This window comes from Streptomyces sp. NPDC005302, from assembly GCF_040607345.1.
Taxonomy (GTDB): Bacteria; Actinomycetota; Actinomycetes; order Streptomycetales; family Streptomycetaceae; genus Streptomyces.
This window is the reverse complement of record NZ_JBEXGN010000002.1, coordinates 379,356-397,540: the sequence shown is the minus strand read 5'-3', so window position 1 is coordinate 397,540 and position 18,185 is coordinate 379,356. Positions and strand designations below refer to the sequence as shown.

The following is an 18,185-nucleotide window of genomic DNA, read 5'->3' as shown; positions in this document are numbered from 1 at the left end:
CCGGGGGATGCCGGGCGGTGTTCAGGGGCGCGGGGAACTGTGCGAAGAGCCCCCACCGGCGGGCGGCCGACACACGGCGGCGCGCAGGGGTGCGGGCGCAGCCCGGGGGACGCCGGAGAAGCGACGGGACCGCGTCGGACGGGAGCACCCGGCCGACGGATTCCGGCCACCCCGGCCCCCGTCGACGCACAGCCCCCCAACCCCCCTCCCCCTAGGATCACCAACGTGCCCCGACCCCCCGGCATCGCCCCCTCGGCCCTGGCCCTCGCCCTGGGCCTCCCCCTCGCCCTGGGCCTCACCGCCTGCGGCGGAGACGATGTGCACGGCAAGCCCGGCGCGGCCGGCGTCCACGACCCGTACTTCCCGAAGTCGGGCAACGGCGGCTACGACGTCACGCACTACGGCCTGACCCTGTCCTACGACCCCCGCGGCAAACGGCTCACGGGGACGGCCGACATCACCGCGCGGGCCCTTCAGGACCTCAGCGCCTTCCATCTCGACCTGCTGGGGATGAACGTCACGGACGTCACCGTCGAGGGACGGCGCGCCCGCTGGAGCCGCGCGGGCCAGGAACTGACCGTGCGCCCGCCCGACGACCTCGACAAGGGACGGACCTTCCGCGCGAGCGTCCGCTACTCCGGCAGCCCCCGGACGATCACCGACCCGGACGGCTCCAAGGAGGGCTGGCTGCGCACCGCCGACGGCGCCCTCGGCCTCGGCGAGCCGACCGGCTCGATGGCCTGGTTCCCCGGCGACCACCACCCCTCCGACAAGGCGTCCTACGACGTCCGGATCAGCGTCCCCGAGGGCCTCCAGGCCGTCTCCAACGGGGAGTTGAGGAGCGAGACGACCACGAAGGGCCGTACCACCTACGTCTGGCACACGGCCGAACCGATGGCGAGCTATGTCGCCACCCTCGCGATCGGCCACTACGACATCACCCGCTCCACGACGAAGAAGGGGCTGCCGGTCTACGTGGCGGTCGACCCCACCCAGGCGAAGGCGAGCCGGAAGGTGCTCGCGGGGCTCCCCGGGATCATCGACTGGGAGGCGGACAACTTCGGCCCGTACCCCTTCTCCTCCACCGGGGCGATCGTGGACCGCGCCGACGACGCCGGCTACGCCCTGGAGACCCAGAACCGGCCCGTCTTCCCCGGCGCCCCCGACACCGCGACCCTCGTCCACGAACTGGCCCACCAGTGGTTCGGCGACTCGGTCACCCCGAAGTCCTGGCGGGACATGTGGCTCAACGAGGGCTTCGCCACCTACGCGGAGTGGCTGTGGGAGGAGGACCACGGCGGCGACACGGCCGACGAGATCTTCGACGCGCTCTACAAGGGCGAGTACTACGAACCGGCCGACAACAGCGAGATCTGGGCCTTCCCGCCCGCCGACCCGCCGGACGCCGCGCACATCTCCGACCCGCCCGTCTACTACCGGGGCGCGATGGTCCTGCACAAGATCCGCGAACTGGTCGGCGACGACACCTTCCACGACATCGTCCGGGGCTGGGCCGCCACGCGCCGTCACCAGAACGCCGACACCGCCGACTTCACCGCGTACGTCGAGAAGGCCGCGCCGGACAAGGACTTCGGCGCGATCTGGGACCACTGGCTGCACGGCGAGGGCCGGCCGGACCACAAGTGAGCGTGCGTCGGACACGGGAGGAGCCCCCGGCCTGCGGCCGGGGGCTCCTCCCGTCGTGCGTCGGGATCAGACGTTGACGCCGAAGTCCTGCGCGATGCCGACGAGGCCCGAGGCGTAGCCCTGGCCGACCGCGCGGAACTTCCACTCCGCGCCGTTGCGGTAGAGCTCGCCGAAGACCATGGCGGTCTCGGTCGCCGCGTCCTCGGAGAGGTCGTAGCGGGCGATCTCGGCGCCGCCGGCCTGGTTCACGATGCGGATGTACGCGTTGCGGACCTGGCCGAAGTTCTGCGAGCGGGTCTCCGCGTCGTAGATGGAGACCGGGAAGACGATCTTCTCGACGTCGGCGGGCAGGCCCGCCAGGTTGACGTTGATCGCCTCGTCGTCGCCCGCGCCCTCGCCCGTCCGGTTGTCACCGGTGTGGACGATGGTCTGGTCCGGGGTCGCCTTGTTGTTGAAGAAGATGAAGTGGCCCTCCGAGTAGACCTTGCCCTCGGGGTTGACCGCGATGGCCGAGGCGTCGAGGTCGAAGTCGGTGCCCGTGGTGGTGCGGACATCCCAGCCGAGGCCCACGGTGACGGCGGTCAGGCCCGGAGCCTCCTTGGTGAGCGAGACGTTGCCACCCTTGGACAGGCTTACAGCCATTGTTGGGAGTCCCTTCCCTCGTTGCGTACGGGCTTCGTACTGAGGACGAAGCTACCGTCACCTCTATGAACGCCAAGGGGGGTCCCATAGGTTCCGCCTGTCTTTACTTTCTTTGCCAAAGCGTCCCGGGGCACTCGAACGGCCGCTGAAAACGGGGTGACGCGGACCGGCCGGACACGGGACCATGGACACATGTCCGGTCCCTATGTCATCCGCGGCTCCGTCTCCCTGCCCGAGGCCGAGCTCATGTGGCGTTTCTCGCGCTCCGGCGGCCCGGGCGGGCAGCACGTCAACACCAGCGACTCGCAGGTCGAGCTGCGCTTCGACCTCGCGAACACCGAGGCCCTGCCGCCCGTGTGGAAGGACCGCGCGCTCGCCAGGCTGGAGGGGCGCCTCGTCGACGGGGTCGTCAGCGTCCGGTCCTCCGAGCACCGCTCGCAGTGGCGCAACCGCGAGACCGCCGCCGTGCGCCTCGCCTCGCTGCTCGCCGAGGCCACCGCCCCGCCGCCCAAGCCGCGGCGCGCCACCCGCATTCCGCGCGGTATCAACGAACGGCGGCTGCGCGAGAAGAAGCAGCGTTCCGACACCAAGCGCGGGCGCACCGGCCGCGACTGGGGGTAGACCCGCACGCCGCGCGGACGCTCCCCGGCGCGTCAGCCCAGGTGCCGGTAGCGGCCCTTGAAGTACATCAGCGGGCCGCCGTCCTCGCTCGGCACCCGGGCGGTCAGGACGCGGCCGATGACGAGGACGTGGTCGCCCGCGGGCACCCGCTGCTCGGTGCGGCACTCCAGGGTCGCCAGCGAGCCGCCGACCAGGAGAGCCCCGGCCGCCTCACCGCGCACGTACGGGATGTCCTCGAACAGGAGCCGGTCGCTGATACGGCCCTTCATCGCGAAACGGCCCGCGATGTGACGCTGGCTCTCCGAGAGGACCGACACCCCCCACAGGGGCTGTTCGTCGAGCAGGTCGTCCATCCGGGAGCCCTCGCGCAGGCTGACCATGACGAGCGGCGGGTCAAGGGACACGGACATGAAGGCCGTCGCGGTCATGCCGACGTCCTCGCCGCGCGGCCCGTCGTCGGCCAGCGCGGGCTCGTAGGCGGTCACCAGGACCACGCCCGCGGCCAGCCGGGACATGGCGGCGCGGAACTCGTCGTTGCTCACCCCCTCAGCATGCACGGGCGGGGTGGGCGGAGCGGCAGGGGGAGTCGTGAGCACGCCGAAACGCTAGTCTCCGCACCCGGGACCGCACATCGGACCTCGGCCCGAACCCGGACCTAGGTCCGGGGGCGGAGGGGAGGGGGCACGCGGAAGGAGAGGGGCCCCGGAAGCCGTACGCTCAGGCCTGTTCATCCAGCGGGCACAAGCGTGCACAGGGTCTGCACACCAGACCGACAATGCGGTCGATAAACGGGCGCTGAAATGCAGAAACTCCACTCAATTGCTCATCTTCCGCTGTGACTTGAGTCACAGGAGCCATATTTTGTTGACCCTGTGTACCGAGTGGAGAGCGCGCTGTGATTCAGTGGCGGGGACGCCATGCAGGAAGCTACCAAGCAGTACGCCGTGAGGGTCTTCACGGCGGGTACCGCCCGGTCGCCAAGGCCGTAGTCAGCAGAGCACCGAAGAGCACCTGGGTACGCCGAGAGAACCCTGGAGTTGCTGCGAGGTCTCGAGGGGAGGGCGAATGGAGACCGAGTCGGAGCCCTACGTCCGTCTTGCGACCCTGCGGCAGCTGCACCAGGTGATGGCGGACATGAACACCGCCCGCAGCCTGGCCGACACGCTGCAGACCGTCGCCGACGGCGTGGTCACCGGGCTCGGCTACGAGCTGGCCTGCGTCAACCTCGTACGCCCCGACGGCGACCTCGTCGTCGCCGCCCTGGCGGGCAACTCCGCGGCCGAGGCCCTCATCACCGGCCGCGTCGGCTCCCGCACCTCCTGGGAGCGCCGGCTCACCATGGGCGAGGGCTGGGGCGACCTGCGGTTCATACCGCACACCGAGGGCTGGGTCCTCGACGAGGACGACGTACCGCAGTGGTACACGGACGGTCCCGCCCCCCGCTTCGAGGACGAGTGGCACCCCTCCGACCGCCTCTTCGCGCCGATGTACACCCCGAGCGCCTCCGGCGGCCACGGCGAGCTGATCGGCGTCCTGTCCGTGGACCGGCCGCGCAACGGCCGGCGGCCGGGCGCCTGGGGCCGCGAGGCGCTCCAGATGTACGCCTTCCAGGCCGCCATCGCGATCAGCAACGCACGGCTGCGCGCCAACATGCAGCGCGCCCTGGTCCGCCTGGAGCGCGAGCAGCAGGCCCTGCGCGCCAGCGAGGAGTCCTTCCGGCAGGCCTTCGAGTACGCGCCCTCCGGCATGGCGATCGCCGAGATGGGCGGCGACCAGCACGGCCGCATCCTGCGCACCAACGACGCCCTGTGCCGGCTGCTCGGCCGGCCCGCCTCCGCGATGCGCCGCTACTCCTTCTCCGACCTCGTGCACCCCGAGGACATCGGCACCCTGCTGCGCACCTCCGCCGAGGGCGGCCGGGCCGAGCTGCGGCTCGGGCGCCGCGACGGCACCTACGTCTGGGTCCACCTGCGCAACTCCGTGGTCGCGGACGCCGCCGACGGCCCGCGCTTCCTGCTCACCCACGTCGAGGACATAGAGGAACGCAAGCGCCGGGAGCTCCAGCTCGCGCACCGCGCCTCGCACGACGCGCTGACCGGCCTGCCCAACTCCGCCGAACTGCGCTCCCGGCTCAGCGCCCGCCTCTGCGCCCGCCCGCAGTCCCTGCCGCCCGGCGCGGTCGCCTCGCTGGACGCGGCCTACGGTCACGGGGACTTCGCGGAGCTGCCGGGCGCCGCCCACGACGGACACCCCGCCTTCGACGGGAACGGGCACGGCTTCGACTTCCGGTCCGCCTCCGAGGCCTTCGACGCCTTCGACCACCACGTGCACACCATCGCCCCCGAGGGCGAGACGGACGACGGCACCAAGGGCCTCGCGGTGCTCTTCTGCGACCTCGACGGCTTCAAGTCGATCAACGACCGGTTCGGTCACAACGCGGGCGACGAGGTGCTCATCGAGGTCGCCCGCCGGCTGACCCACGGCGTCCGCGACGGCGACACGGTGGCCCGGCTCGGCGGCGACGAGTTCGTGGTGCTCGCCGACGGCCTCGGCCGGGCGGACGCCCAGGACCTCGCCGTCCGGCTGCGGAACGCGATCATCCCGCCCATCAGGGTCGACGGACGGGCCGTGCGGGTCGGCGCCAGCTTCGGCATCGGGTGGGCACACTGCGGCATGACGGCGGACGAGGTGTTGAAATCCGCTGACGAGCGGATGTACGTCGAGAAACGATCACGTCCGAAACAACACAGGCGTGCGGGATAACCCCAGGTCAGTGAGTCGGTGTGGTGAAGGCCCCCCGTTTGGCCCAGTGGGAGCGGGTAGGCTCGCCATTCATTCACGTACCGCATCTGAACCGCACCGCTGAGGAGACCAAGGGATGACGCCCGGCAACAACGGCGCGAGCACGCCCGAGGACGACGACCCGTTCGGCTATCTGTACGCCGACGGTCAGGCCAACGGAGCCACCCCGCCGTCCGGAGGCGGTGGCTACGGCTACCCCGGTTCGGTCAACCGGGTGCGGGCCGTCGGCGAGCGCCAGTACGGCCAGCAGCAGACCGCCCCAGGCGCCTACGGCCAGCAGAACGCACCCACCGCCCCGTACGGCCAGGTGCCGCAGCAGCAGGGCTACAACCAGCCGAACGCGCACTACGCGGCCCCCGAGACCGTTCCGGGCGGGCCCGTCACGACGCGCTCGCCCATGCCCGGTCACGGTGACGGCGGCGGGCGCGGGGGCGGCCCGAACACCAAGGGTCTCCTCATCGGCGCGATCGCGGTGGTCGCCGCCGTCGTGATCGGCATCGGCGTCGCCATGATCGGCAGCGGCGGCGACGACGACAAGAAGGACGACGCCGCGGGCTCGACCCCCACGGCCTCGCAGAGCGCCTCCCCGAGCCAGTCGGCGTCCAAGGCACCGGACGGCACCATGAAGCCGAAGGAGATCGACGCGAAGGCGCTGAACCTCGGCACCGGTGCGAGCACCGCGTCCGACGTCAAGGGTGCCCAGTCCGACGGCGGGGTCTACGTGGCCGGCCTGAACAACCCGGGCTCCTCGGTCACCTGGACGGTCGACGACGTCCCCAGCGACGGCGTCTACACCCTCTTCGCGCGCTACAGCGTGCCCGGCGCCGACCAGTCGATGACGCTCACGGTCAACGGCAAGCCCTTCGCCACCAAGCTGAGCATGAAGAACTACGCCAAGGCCGCAGACGGCGACTTCGCCAAGGGCTGGACGACGACCTACGCCTACCCGAGCCTCAACAAGGGCACCAACACGATCACCGTCTCCTGCGGGGACGGCGACAGCTGCAACGTGCTGCTCGACCAGCTCTCGCTGAAGAACGGCAAGGTCACGAAGTAGGTTCCGGCCCGGGTCACCCGGGCCGGAACGCCGGCTCCGAGGGCCGCAGGAGAGGCCGCGCGGCTACGCCGCCGCGGCCTCCGTCGTCACCGTGACCTTGTCGAGCAGGCTCTCGTACAGCGGGCGGTCGAACTCGCCCGCCGTCGGTGCCGCGACCGTCGCCGCCGACAGGGCGACCGCGCGGGCCAGCCGGTCCGGCCAGGGCAGGTCCTCGACCAGACCCGACAGCAGGCCCGCGACCGCCGAGTCGCCCGCGCCGGTCGGGTTGCCGTGGGCGCGCACGGGCGGCCTGGCGCGCCAGTGGCCGTCCGGTGTGTGGGCCAGCAGCCCCTCCGGGCCGAGGGAGGCGACCACGGCGTGCGCGCCGCGCCGACGGGCGTTGCGGGCGGCCTGCAACGGCTCGTGGGAGCCGGTGAGTTCGGCGAGTTCGTCGGCGTTCGGCTTGACGATGTCGGGCCGCGCGGCGACCCCCCGGCGCAGCGGCTCGCCGCTGGTGTCGAGGAGCACCGGAACGGCCAGGGCGCGTGCGGCGCGCACGAGTTGGGCGTAGGCGCCGACCGGGACCCCGGGCGGCAGGCTGCCGCACAGGGCCACCGCGGAGGCGGAGCGCAGCAGCCGCTCGTACGTCTCCTGGAGGGCCGCCCACTCGGCGGGGGTTATCTCCGGTCCCGGTTCGTTGAGCTGAGTCGTGTCACCGGTCGTCGCGTCGACCACGGCTACGGTGCGGCGCGTAGGTCCGGCGACCGGCACGAGCGCGTCCTCGACACGGGGTGTCCCGGCGAGCAGCTCGCCCACCTGACGGCCGGTCGCGCCGCCCGTGAACCCGGTGACCGTCACCTCGTGGCCGAGCGCGGCGAGCACCCGGCCGACGTTCAGGCCCTTGCCGCCCGGGCGTTCGGTCACCTCGCTCACCCGGTGCGAGGCGTGCGGGCGCAGGGACCGTACGCGGTAGGTGATGTCGAGAGCGGTGTTCAGCGTGACCGTGAGGATCACCTGCGACGACCTCCCCCGAGGGTTGTGTGACGTGGGCGTGCCGGCTGGACGCCCGCCGGTGGTTCCGGAGGCACGATCATGCCAAAGACAACGGCGGTCGGCCCAGTCCCCGGGCCGACCGCCGTGCCGCAACAAAGGGGCGTATCACCCCAGTTGGGGATCGACCACCCACTCGCCCGCGCGCATCACGCCCTTCAGCGCGAAGTCCGCGTCGAGAACCACGAGGTCCGCGTCCTTGCCGGGCTCCAGGGACCCCTTGCGGTCGTACAGGCCCAGCAGGCGGGCCGGGTTGGCCGAGATGGCCTCCACGACGTCGTCGACCGGCAGCCGGTCGACGGTGACCGCGCGCTGGAAGGCGCGGTCGAGGGTGAGCGTGGAGCCCGCGATGGATCCGCCCTCCACCAGGCGGGCGACGCCGTCCGCGACCTCGACCTCCAGGGGGCCGAGCATGTAGCGGCCGTCGCCGAAGCCCGCCGCGTCCATCGCGTCGGTGATGAACGCGACCCGGTTCGCGCCCGCGTGATGGAACGCCAGCTCCAGCGAGGCGTGGTGCAGGTGGGTGCCGTCGTTGATCAGCTCGACGGTGACCCGCTCGTCCTCCAGGAGGGCGGCGATCGGGCCCGGCGCGCGGTGTCCGAGCGGCGGCATCGCGTTGAACAGGTGGGTCGCCACGGTCGCGCCCGCGTCGATGGCCGCCTGCGTCTGCTCGTACGTCGCGTCGGTGTGGCCGATCGCCGCGATCACGCCGTGCTCCGCGAGCAGCCGTACGGAGTCGAGGCCGCCCGGCAGTTCGGTGGCGAGGGTGACCATCTTGGCGTGGCCGCGGGCCGCGTCGATCAGCTTGCGGACGTCGGCGGGATCGGGGTCGCGCAGCAGTTCCTCGGAGTGCGCGCCCTTGCGGCACGGCGAGATGAACGGACCCTCGAAGTGGATGCCCGCGAGGTCGCCCTGCTCGGCCAGCTCGGAGAGCAGTCCGGCGCGCTGGGCGAGGCCGTGCATGTCTCCGGTCACGGTCGACGCGACGACGGTGGTGGTGCCGTGCAGACGGTGGGTGTGGATGCCCTTCAGGACGTCCTCGACCGTGCCCGAGGTGAAGGACGCGCCGCCACCGCCGTGGTTGTGGATGTCGACGAAGCCGGGGACCAGCCAGTGGCCGGACAGGTCGACGACGTCGGCGTCCGCGGGAGCGCTCCCGCTGATGCGCGCACCGTCGACGATGACGCGGCCTTCGGGCACGGTCCCGGTGGGCAGGACCACCCGGGCACCGGCGAGAACCTTGCTAGGAGCCATCAGGTGGTTACCTCCGGGAAGTCGTTGACGTGGTGTTCAGGAGGTCCCGGGCGAGGAGCCCGGCACCGAGGCATCCGGCGGTGTCCCCGAGGGCGGCGGGGACGATCGACGGCAGCTTCTGGAAGGTGACGCGGCGTTCGACCGCGGCCCGCAGTGGTGTGAACAAGGTTTCCCCGGCCTCCGCCAGCCCGCCACCGATGATCAGCGTGCGCGGGTCCAGGAGGGTGAGCGCGGTGACCAGTCCGTCGGCGAGCGCGTCGACGGCGTCCTGCCACACGGCCCGCGCGCGCGGGTCGCCCGACTCGACGGCCGCGGCGCAGTCGGCGGCGTCCGCGTCCGGGTCGCCGGATGCCTCGGCCCAGGCCTGGCTGACGGCCGCCGCCGAGGCGAACCGTTCCAGACAGCCGTACTGCCCGCAGGGGCACGCGGTGCCGCCGGGCCGTACGACGATGTGGCCGATCTCCCCGGCGAAGCCGTGCGCGCCCTCCTCGACGCTGCCGTTGATGCCGATGGCGCCCGCTATGCCGGTGCCCAGCGGCACGAACAGGAAACGGTCCGCTCCCCGCCCGGCGCCGATCCGGCCCTCGGCGAGACCGCCGGTGCGCACGTCGTGCCCGAGGGCGACGGGCACACCGCCGAGCCGTTCGCCGAGCAGCCGCCGCAGCGGGACGTCCCGCCAGCCGAGGTTGGCGGCGTAGACGGCGATGCCGTGTTCGGCGTCGACGATGCCGGGCACGGCGACGCCGGCGGCCAGGGCGCTCTGCCCGAAGTGCTTCTCGCCGTGGGCGCGCAGTTCGGCGGCGAAGTCGAGGATGTCGTCGACGACGGCCTCGGGCCCGCGCTCGCGGCCGGTGGCCCGGCGGGCCTGGTGCAGCAGCACGGGGTGCTCGGGGGCCTGCGGCGGCGGCGCGCCGGGGCGGCCGGCGGCGGGTTCGGGGTCGACCCCGACGAGGGCCGCCTTCATCCCGGTGCCGCCCACATCGAGGGCGATGACATGTCTCACGGGGGACAGTGTCGCCCCTTACCCCAGGAGAGGTCTAGTCCACTCACGTGGTGTAGACCTTGGATCCGCATTCCGAGACGGATGCAACGGACGCGGAAGCAAATCAAGCAGCCGATACGGCTCAGGGGTTGGGGAGAGCAAGCGGTGCAGCGGCGTATCACGGGAATGATGGCGGCGGTCTCGGCCCTGGGCATGACGGCGACCCTCGCGGGTTGCGGCGGCTCTGAGGATTCCTCGGACGTGACGCTCAGACTCGTGGCCGCGGACTACGGCGACGGGAAGGCCAGCAGCTCGCGGACGTACTGGGACGGCGTCGTCAAGACCTACGAGTCCGCCCACCCGGGGACCAGGGTCGAGGTCAGCGTCTACCCCTGGACCGACGTCGACCGCAAGGTCAAGGAGATGGTCGCGGCGGGCCACGCCCCCGACATGGCGCAGATCGGCGCGTACGCCGACTACGCGGCGAAAGGCCAGCTCTACAGGGCCGACGACCTGCTCTCCATACCCGTGCAGGCCAACTTCGTCTCCCAGCTCGCCGACGCCGGACAGATCGACCAGACGCAGTACGGGCTGCCGTTCGCCTCGTCCACGCGGCTGCTCTTCTTCAACAAGACGCTGTTCTCCGAGGCCGGCATCACCCCGCCCACGACCTGGAGCGAGCTCGCGGCCGACGCCAAGGCGCTCAAGGCGAAGGGTGTGAAGTTCCCCTACGCGCTGCCGCTCGGTCCCGAGGAGGCCCAGGCGGAGACGATGCAGTGGCTGCTGAGCGGCGGCGGCACCGGCTACACGGACGACGTCGGCTCGTACTCCATAGATTCCCCGCAGAACGTCCACACGTTCACCTGGATCAAGGACGAACTGGTCGCCAAGGGCCTCACCGGACCCGTCGCACCTGCCAAGCTGAACCGCGCCGCCGCCTTCTCCGCGTTCACCCGCGGTGACGTCGGCATGCTCGTCGGACACCCCACCCTGATGAAGCAGGCCGCGAGCAAGGGCGTGAAGTTCGGCATGGTGCCGATGCCCGGCGTCGACGGCGAGGCGAAGGCGACCATGGGCGTCGCCGACTGGATGATGGCCTTCAAGAAGAACGGCAACGCCGAGCAGGTCGGCGACTTCCTCGACTTCGTCTACCAGGACAAGAACGTCATGGCCTTCTCCCACAAGTACGACCTGCTGCCCGTCACCGCGTCCGCGTCCGACGCCATGGCCGTCGACAAGAGCGACAAGGACCTGGAGCCCTTCCTCGCCCAGCTCCCCACCTCGCAGCTCTACCCGGTCGACAAGACCTCCTGGGCCGGTGTCAGCGCCGACGTGAAGAGCGGCATCGCCAAGGCCGTGAGCCCGGGCGGCGACCCGGCCGAGGTCCTCGGGTCGCTCCAGACCAGCGCCACCATGGCGGACAGCAACGCCGGCTGACCGTCCGGACACCGGGCGGGGGCCGCTGTCGGTGCCGGGGGATACCGTGCTGTCCGTGGAAGAGCTGCCGGCGCGGGAACAGCGCATCCTCGCCCTGGAGCGCCGTGGCTTCGCCGGCCCCGGCGCCAAGGAGCGCGCGATACGGGAACAGCTGGGCCTGGCCCCGGTCCGCTACTACCAGCTGCTCAACGCCCTGCTGGACGATCCGAGGGCCCTCGCGCACGACCCGGTGACGGTGAACCGGCTGCGCAGGGTGCGGGAGGCCCGCCGCTCGGAGCGCTGACCGGCCGGCCGCGGCGCGTTCCGGCCGCGCGGCCCCCGCGCGGCCGTGAGCCACGGGTGCTCCCGCCCGTACCCGGATAGGGTCGCCCCATGGGCAGCCACCCCGAATCCAAGGACCCCTTGCCGACCCCGGTGACCCCCGCCGGGCGCGACGGTCTGGAAGCGATCCTCTCCCGCCCCACCCGGACGGTCGTCGCACTCGACTTCGACGGGACTCTCGCCCCCATCGTCGCCGACCCCGACCGGGCCCGCGCGCACCCCGACGCGGTCCCCGCCATCGCGGCACTGGCCCCGAAGGTCGCCTCCGTCGCCGTCATCACCGGCCGCCCGCCCGGCGTCGCCGTCCGGCACGGAGGCTTCGCGGGCGTCCCCGGCCTGGAGCACCTCGTCGTCCTCGGCCACTACGGCGCCGAACGCTGGGACGCCGTCAGCGGCGACGTCACCGCCCCCGCTCCGCACCCCGGCGTCGCCGCCGTCCGCGCCGAACTGCCGGGCTTCCTGGACAAGATCGGCGCCTGGCAGGGCACCTGGATCGAGGAGAAGGGCCGCGCGCTCGCCGTGCACACGCGCCGCGCCGAGGACCCGCAGGCCGCCTTCGAGGCGCTCCGCGAGCCGCTCACCGACCTCGCCACCCGGCACGGACTGATCGTCGAACCCGGCCGGATGGTCCTGGAGCTGCGCCCGCCGGGCATGGACAAGGGCGTCGCGCTGCTCGACTACATCCGGGAGACCGGCGCCGAGGCCGTCCTGTACGCCGGTGACGACCTGGGCGACCTGCCCGCGTTCGCCGCCGTCGACAAGCTCCGCTCCGACGGCGTCCCCGGGCTCCTGGTGTGCAGCGGCACCCCCGAGGTCGGTGAACTCGCCGAGCGCGCCGACCTGGTGGTCGACGGCCCGGCCGGGGTCGTCGAGCTGCTCGCCGCACTCGCCGCCCGACTCCCCTGAGAACGCGGGCCGTTGTCCGCCGGCCGTGACAACCCGGCGGCGGCGACGGCCTCGTCGGACGGTGGACGGCCGGCAGCCGGTCAGGCCTCCAGCGCGTGCAGCTGGTCCAGGAACCACTGGGCCGGCGGCAGCGCGGTGGCCGCGGCGGCCAGCCGCTTGGTCCGCTCGGCCCGCTCGCCCGGCTGCATGGTCAGCGCCTCGTGCAGCGCCCGCGCGGTGCCGATGATGTCGTACGGGTTCACGGAGACGGCGTCCTCGCCCAGCTCCTCGTAGGCCCCCGCCTCGCGGGACAGGACCAGGACGCAGCCCTCGTCCGAGACGACCGGGACCTCCTTGGCGACGAGGTTCATGCCGTCCCTGATGGGGTTCACCAGAGCGACGTCCGCCAGCCGGTACGCGGCGAGCGAGCGCGCGAAGTCGTCCTTGACGTGCAGCACGACCGGAGTCCAACCGGGCGTCCCGTAAACGGAGTTGATCTCGTCGGCGACGCGCTGCACCTCGGCCGTGTAGTCCCGGTAGATCGCGAGGTCCTGCCGCGAGGGGTAGGCGAACGCCACGTGCACGACCCGCTCGCGCCACTCCGGGTGGTCGTCGAGCAGCTGCCGGTAGGCCAGCATGCCGCGCACGATGTTCTTGGACAGCTCGGTCCGGTCGACGCGGACGATCGTCCTGCGGCCCTCGCCGATCTCCTCGCGCAGCGCGACGATCCGCTCCTCGACGTCGTCCTCGTGCGAGCGGGCGCGCAGGAACTCGGCGTCCGCGCCGAGGCCGTGCACGCCGACGAGGGTCCGCCGCGGCGGGGCGCCGTCCAGGTGCTCGACCGCCGGGGACGCCTCCGAGGCGGGCGTCACCCGGTAGCGCCCGGGGTCGATCTCCGCCGCGCAGTCCAGGAAGGCCGTCGCCCAGCGCCAGGTCAGGAACGCCAGCCGGTCCGCGCCGAGCATGCCGTCCAGCAGCTCCGCCCGGATGTCGTCGGGCAGCATCCGGAAGTAGTCCACGGGCGCCCACGGCGTGTGCGAGAAGTGGCCGATGCGCAGGTCGGGGCGGAGCGTGCGGAGCATCCCCGGCACCAGGCACAGGTGGTAGTCCTGGACCAGTACCGAGGCGCCCTCGGCGGCCTCCTCGGCCAGCGCCTCGGCGAAGGCCTGGTTGTAGGCGCGGTACGCGTCCCACTGGCGCCGGAACCCGGCGTCGAAGACCGGCTCCAGCGGGGTCTGGTACAGCATGTGGTGGACGAACCACAGCACGGAGTTGGCGATGCCGTTGTACGCGTCGGCGTGCACCTCGGCGTCGATGTCCAGCATCCGCACGCCGTCCTCGCCGACCCCGCGCCGCACGGCCTCCCGGTCGCCGTCACCGAGAGCCGCGCACACCCACAGGGCGTCCGCGTCCGGCCCGATCGCCGAGAGCCCGGAGACGAGCCCGCCACCGCCGCGCTTGGCCTGCAGTGAGCCGTCGTCCTGGGTCTGATAGGTGATCGGGCCGCGGTTGGACGCGACGAGGATGCCGTGGGCACCGTGCGTGGAAGCCATGCCTCGAAACCTAGCCCCGTCTCGAAACGCTCAAACGTTCCCGTCGGCCGTATGCGATCGCCGGCCGACGGGCCCGCTCAAGCCGCTGTGCGCTGCTGGTACTCGGCGATTTCGGACATGGGGGGCCTTTCCTCCGTGTCCACCGAGTACGTGCGCGGCCGGAAACCGTCCCGCGTGCGTTCGAACTGGGTGAGGGCGGGGCGGATCAGGTGGCCGCGGGCCAGCCGCAACTGGGCGGTGCGGTAGATCGCGGCGGCCATGCGGCCGAGGGCCTGGCCGTCCTGGTGGCGGTGTTTGCGCACCCCGACGTCCACCTGGGCGAGGGCGTCCAGGCCCACCAGGTGCAGGGCGTCGACGAGCATGCCCAGCTCGACGCCGTACCCGACGGGGAACGGCAGCTGTTCGAGCAGGGAGCGCCGGGCGGCGTACTCCCCGCCGAGCGGCTGCACGAAGCCCGCGAGCTGCGGCCAGTGCATGTTCAGCAGGGGGCGGGCCATCAGCTCGGTGACCCGGCCGCCCTGTCCGGCGGCGCCGCCCAGCGGACGGTCGTACATGGCCTTCACCAGGTCGACGCCGGGGTCGGTGAGCAGGGGGCCCACGATCCCGGAGACGAAGTCGGACGAGAACTCCCTGAGGTCCGCGTCGATGAAACACACGATGTCCCCGCTCGTCACGAGCAGCGACCGCCACAGGACCTCGCCCTTGCCGGGCACGGCCGGCAGCCGGGGAAGGATGTCGTCGCGGTGCACGACCCGCGCGCCCGCGGCGGCGGCGACCGCGGAGGTGCGGTCCGTGGAGCCCGAGTCGACGACGACGATCTCGTCGACGAGGGGCACCTGCTGCATCAGGTCGTGGCGGATGATCGAGACGATCTCGCCGACCGTCTCCTCCTCGTTGAGCGCGGGCAGCACGACGCTGACCGTCGATCCGGAGGTGCGTTTCGCGGCCATGATCCTGTGGAGCGGGCGGTCGGTCAGGGACCAGGAGCGTGTGCTCAGCCAGCGTTCGACGTCATTCAGCACGGTCTGCGGCTCCTCACTGTCTGATCACACGCTCTCATCAGCGTGCCCGCTGCGGCCAGCGGCTGATCGCTTGCCGTCGTCTCGCGGTTCGGACGACTGCTTCAACTGTCCTGGCCTTCGGTTACAGTCTTGAACAACGCGGATGACCATCGCATGTCCTGGATCATCGGCGCCAACTGTGTTCAACAGTTCAACAATTTAATACCGCTCATCCAGAGGGGCAGAGGGATACGGCCCGATGAAGCCCCGGCAACCCTCCAGCCGGTCTCGTACCGATCGAAGTCGATCGTGTCGCGAGGCTCCCGGCTAGGGAAGGTGCCAAATCCGTCTCACGGCGAAGTGCGTCGTGAGGAAGATGAGGAGAAAGGGCCTCGCCTCCATGGCTGCGCAGACAGTTGCAAGCACCACGAACTCCGCAGAAGCGGTCGATCTCGGCCCGGCCGCGGCGCTTTCCTGCCGGGAGTGCGGACATCGCGTCCCCCTCGGCCCGGTCTTCGCCTGCGAGGAGTGTTTCGGCCCGCTGGAGATCGCGTACGACTTCTCGGCCTACGAAACCGAAGAACTCCGCAAGCGCATCGAAGCGGGACCCGCGAACATCTGGCGCTACGCGCCGCTGCTGCCCGTCCCCGCGGACGTGGCGGACAAGCCGAACATCAACCCGGGCTGGACCAAGCTCGTGCAGGCCGACAACCTGGCCCGCGAGCTCGGCGTCGACGCCGGCAAGCTCTTCGTCAAGGACGACTCCGGCAACCCGACGCACTCCTTCAAGGACCGCGTCGTCGCCCAGGCCATCGAAGCGGCCCGCGTCTTCGGCTTCACCACCCTCTCCTGCTCCTCCACGGGCAACCTCGCCGGCGCCGTCGGCGCCGCGGCGGCCCGCGCCGGCTTCCGCTCCTGCGTGTTCATCCCGCACGACCTGGAGCAGGGCAAGGTCGTCATGGCCGCGGTCTACGGCGGCGAGCTCGTCGGCATCGAGGGCAACTACGACGCCGTGAACCGCTTCTGCTCCGAGCTGATCGGCGACCCGGCCGGCGAGGGCTGGGGCTTCGTCAACGTCAACCTCCGCCCGTACTACGCCGAGGGCTCCAAGACGCTGGCGTACGAGATCTGCGAGCAGCTCGGGTGGCGGCTGCCGGACCAGCTCGTCGTGCCGATCGCCTCCGGCTCCCAGCTCACGAAGATCGACAAGGGCCTCCAGGAGCTGATCAAGCTCGGACTCGTCGAGGACCGGCCCTACAAGATCTTCGGCGCCCAGGCCGAGGGCTGCTCGCCGGTCTCCGTGGCCTACAAGGCCGGCCACGACGTCGTCCGGCCGCAGAAGCCGGACACCATCGCCAAGTCGCTCGCCATCGGCAACCCGGCGGACGGGCCGTACGTGCTCGACATCGCGCGGCGCACCGGTGGTGCCGTGGAGGACGTGAACGACGAGCAGATCGTCGACGCGATCAAGCTGCTCGCGCGCACCGAGGGCATCTTCGCGGAGACGGCCGGCGGTGTGACCGTGGGCGTCACCCGCAAGCTGATCGAGAACGGTCTCCTCGACCCGACCCTCACCACGGTCGTGCTGAACACCGGCGACGGCCTCAAGACCCTGGACGCGGTGGCCTCCGACACCGGGCTGACCGCGACCATCCGCCCGAACCTCGACTCCTTCCGAGAGGCAGGCCTCGCATCATGAGCGTCAACGTCCGCATCCCCACCATCCTGCGCACCTACACCGGGGGCGCCGCGGAGGTGACGGCCGAGGGCACGACCCTCGCCGAGGTCATCAGCGACCTGGAGAAGAACCACACGGGCATCAGCGCACGCGTCCTGGACGACCAGGGCAAGCTGCGCCGCTTCGTCAACGTGTACGTGAACGACGACGACGTGCGCTTCGAGCAGGGCCTGGAGACGGCGACCCCGGACGGTGTGGGCGTCTCGATCATTCCGGCCGTCGCCGGAGGCTGATCGTTACCCTCGGTAATGCCGAACACGAAGAGTTCATCGAATTGCCCCCTCCGTGAGAGAAGCGGAGGGGGCAATTCTGTAGGGTTGAACGGGGTAGGGTTGGGGAAGTCGCCCCGTTCTTGATGTTGGTTTCATGCCGGACGCATATGAGTCCTCTCCCGGCAGCCGACAAGAAGTAGCCAAAGTGCCCGGCCCATTTGAGCCGTTTATGGCATATACGGGGCCCGACTTGCCCGGGATCTCCTCGAATTCTCCCTATACCGGCGATCAGTCGCGCCCAGAATTCTCGTCCGATTGACCTGTTGCAGACGGCAGTTGGACAGATACATTCAGCCGCGGTCGACGCGTTCCGGCGCACACCCCCAACCCGTTGGGGGGTGGAGGTCTGACCCGGATCCGCGAAGTGCGGGTCTGTGCAAGGGCCAGTAATAGGGGAGTTAGGCATGGCTCAGGGCACCGTCAAGTGGTTCAACGCGGAGAAGGGGTACGGCTTCATCGCGGTCGACGGTGGTGCGGACGTCTTCGTGCACTACAGCGCGATTCAGATGGACGGCTACCGCACCCTTGAAGAGGGTCAGCGAGTGGAGTTCGAGATCTCGCAGGGCCAGAAGGGTCCGCAGGCGGACATGGTCAAACTCGCCGTCTGATCGGGCGCGAACGACCACCGACGCAACTCACGCCGAGGGGCTCGCATCCCACCAGGGATGCGGGCCCCTCGTGCGTCTTCCCTACGCGCGCGCGGGCGCGTAGGCCGTGGGGGCGCCGCGCGCGCCGCTCCGAGGGCCGCCGTGCCGGCTCCTGGCGAGGTCGTGTTTCCCGGGAGGCGCTTGCGCCCTCCCGTCGCCCGACCGCCACCCCTCGACGAGCCTCGCTTCGCGAGCGCACCTTGCACTCGGCGGGGTCGAGTGCTAATCATTGGCGTTAGCACTCTCCCAGTGAGAGTGACAGAACTTGGATCGGGCCAGCGAGGTCCGCAGGCCGGT

General features: G+C 71.3%; 17 protein-coding genes and 1 riboswitch. Of the genes, 10 read left to right on the top strand and 7 right to left on the bottom strand.

Features of this window, described 5'->3' with window-relative positions:
• Nucleotides 1-270: 270 nt before the first annotated feature.
• Nucleotides 271-1,647 carry a M1 family metallopeptidase gene (locus ABZT74_RS04135; protein ID WP_356433390.1) on the top strand — a complete coding sequence of 459 codons (1,377 nt, stop codon included), beginning with the start codon at nt 271-273 and terminating at the stop codon, nt 1,645-1,647.
• Between the two features lie 66 nt (nt 1,648-1,713).
• On the opposite strand, the gene ABZT74_RS04130 is transcribed toward ABZT74_RS04135, so the two are convergent.
• Entirely contained in the window at nt 1,714-2,289 is a 576-nt protein-coding gene (locus ABZT74_RS04130) for a TerD family protein (RefSeq protein WP_355873635.1), read from the bottom strand.
• Nucleotides 2,290-2,481: 192 nt separating this feature from the next.
• Between ABZT74_RS04130 and arfB the strand changes: the two genes are divergently transcribed.
• Entirely contained in the window at nt 2,482-2,910 is a 429-nt protein-coding gene (gene arfB, locus ABZT74_RS04125) for an alternative ribosome rescue aminoacyl-tRNA hydrolase ArfB (protein ID WP_081217943.1), read from the top strand.
• A gap of 32 nt (nt 2,911-2,942) precedes the next feature.
• Here arfB and ABZT74_RS04120 read toward each other — a convergent pair whose 3' ends face one another.
• Nucleotides 2,943-3,425 carry a flavin reductase family protein gene (locus tag ABZT74_RS04120; protein ID WP_356433389.1) on the bottom strand — a complete coding sequence of 161 codons (483 nt, stop codon included), beginning with the start codon at nt 3,423-3,425 and terminating at the stop codon, nt 2,943-2,945.
• Between the two features lie 550 nt (nt 3,426-3,975).
• On the opposite strand from ABZT74_RS04120, the gene cdgB reads away from it, so the two are divergent.
• On the top strand, nt 3,976-5,673 hold the full coding sequence (gene cdgB / locus ABZT74_RS04115) for a diguanylate cyclase CdgB (protein ID WP_355873641.1): 1,698 nt from the start codon (nt 3,976-3,978) through the stop codon (nt 5,671-5,673).
• Nucleotides 5,674-5,788: 115 nt separating this feature from the next.
• A complete protein-coding gene (locus tag ABZT74_RS04110) occupies nt 5,789-6,769 on the top strand; it encodes a carbohydrate-binding protein (protein WP_356433334.1) in 981 nt (326 codons plus the stop codon).
• Nucleotides 6,770-6,832: 63 nt separating this feature from the next.
• Here the strand turns inward: ABZT74_RS04110 and ABZT74_RS04105 are convergent, their stop codons facing one another.
• The 3 genes from ABZT74_RS04105 to ABZT74_RS04095 all read right to left on the bottom strand — a co-directional run bounded on the left by ABZT74_RS04105 (nt 6,833) and on the right by ABZT74_RS04095 (nt 10,055).
• A complete protein-coding gene (locus ABZT74_RS04105; protein ID WP_356167245.1) occupies nt 6,833-7,762 on the bottom strand; it encodes a 1-phosphofructokinase family hexose kinase in 930 nt (309 codons plus the stop codon).
• A gap of 144 nt (nt 7,763-7,906) precedes the next feature.
• Nucleotides 7,907-9,052, bottom strand: a complete 1,146-nt coding sequence (gene nagA, locus ABZT74_RS04100; protein WP_356167242.1) for an N-acetylglucosamine-6-phosphate deacetylase — start codon at nt 9,050-9,052, stop codon at nt 7,907-7,909.
• A gap of 7 nt (nt 9,053-9,059) precedes the next feature.
• Entirely contained in the window at nt 9,060-10,055 is a 996-nt protein-coding gene (locus ABZT74_RS04095; protein ID WP_356433333.1) for an ROK family protein, read from the bottom strand.
• A gap of 165 nt (nt 10,056-10,220) precedes the next feature.
• Here ABZT74_RS04095 and ABZT74_RS04090 point away from each other — a divergent pair, with 165 nt between their 5' ends.
• The 3 genes from ABZT74_RS04090 (at nt 10,221) to otsB (ending at nt 12,698) form a co-directional block, all read left to right on the top strand.
• On the top strand, nt 10,221-11,471 hold the full coding sequence (locus ABZT74_RS04090) for an extracellular solute-binding protein (protein ID WP_356167552.1): 1,251 nt from the start codon (nt 10,221-10,223) through the stop codon (nt 11,469-11,471).
• Between the two features lie 55 nt (nt 11,472-11,526).
• Nucleotides 11,527-11,754 (top strand): DUF3263 domain-containing protein, encoded by a 228-nt coding sequence (locus ABZT74_RS04085; RefSeq protein WP_355873656.1) that lies wholly within the window; start codon nt 11,527-11,529, stop codon nt 11,752-11,754.
• 89 nt (nt 11,755-11,843) lie between these two features.
• Entirely contained in the window at nt 11,844-12,698 is an 855-nt protein-coding gene (gene otsB, locus ABZT74_RS04080; RefSeq protein WP_356167240.1) for a trehalose-phosphatase, read from the top strand.
• A gap of 80 nt (nt 12,699-12,778) precedes the next feature.
• Here the strand turns inward: otsB and ABZT74_RS04075 are convergent, their stop codons facing one another.
• Together ABZT74_RS04075 and ABZT74_RS04070 are read right to left on the bottom strand one after the other, a co-directional pair.
• Nucleotides 12,779-14,230: a trehalose-6-phosphate synthase gene (locus ABZT74_RS04075; protein WP_356433332.1), complete on the bottom strand. Its 1,452-nt coding sequence runs from the start codon at nt 14,228-14,230 to the stop codon at nt 12,779-12,781.
• 77 nt (nt 14,231-14,307) lie between these two features.
• Nucleotides 14,308-15,252, bottom strand: a complete 945-nt coding sequence (locus ABZT74_RS04070) for a glucosyl-3-phosphoglycerate synthase (RefSeq protein WP_356433331.1) — start codon at nt 15,250-15,252, stop codon at nt 14,308-14,310.
• A gap of 205 nt (nt 15,253-15,457) precedes the next feature.
• Nucleotides 15,458-15,614: riboswitch (SAM riboswitch) on the top strand.
• Between the two features lie 17 nt (nt 15,615-15,631).
• Here ABZT74_RS04070 and thrC point away from each other — a divergent pair.
• The 3 genes from thrC to ABZT74_RS04055 all read left to right on the top strand — a co-directional run bounded on the left by thrC (nt 15,632) and on the right by ABZT74_RS04055 (nt 17,849).
• On the top strand, nt 15,632-16,930 hold the full coding sequence (gene thrC, locus ABZT74_RS04065) for a threonine synthase (protein WP_356167235.1): 1,299 nt from the start codon (nt 15,632-15,634) through the stop codon (nt 16,928-16,930).
• On the top strand, nt 16,927-17,202 hold the full coding sequence (locus tag ABZT74_RS04060; protein ID WP_355873669.1) for a MoaD/ThiS family protein: 276 nt from the start codon (nt 16,927-16,929) through the stop codon (nt 17,200-17,202). Before thrC ends, ABZT74_RS04060 begins: the two co-directional genes overlap by 4 nt.
• 443 nt (nt 17,203-17,645) lie before the next feature.
• Entirely contained in the window at nt 17,646-17,849 is a 204-nt protein-coding gene (locus tag ABZT74_RS04055) for a cold-shock protein (protein ID WP_005315736.1), read from the top strand.
• The last annotated feature ends 336 nt before the right edge of the window (nt 17,850-18,185 follow it).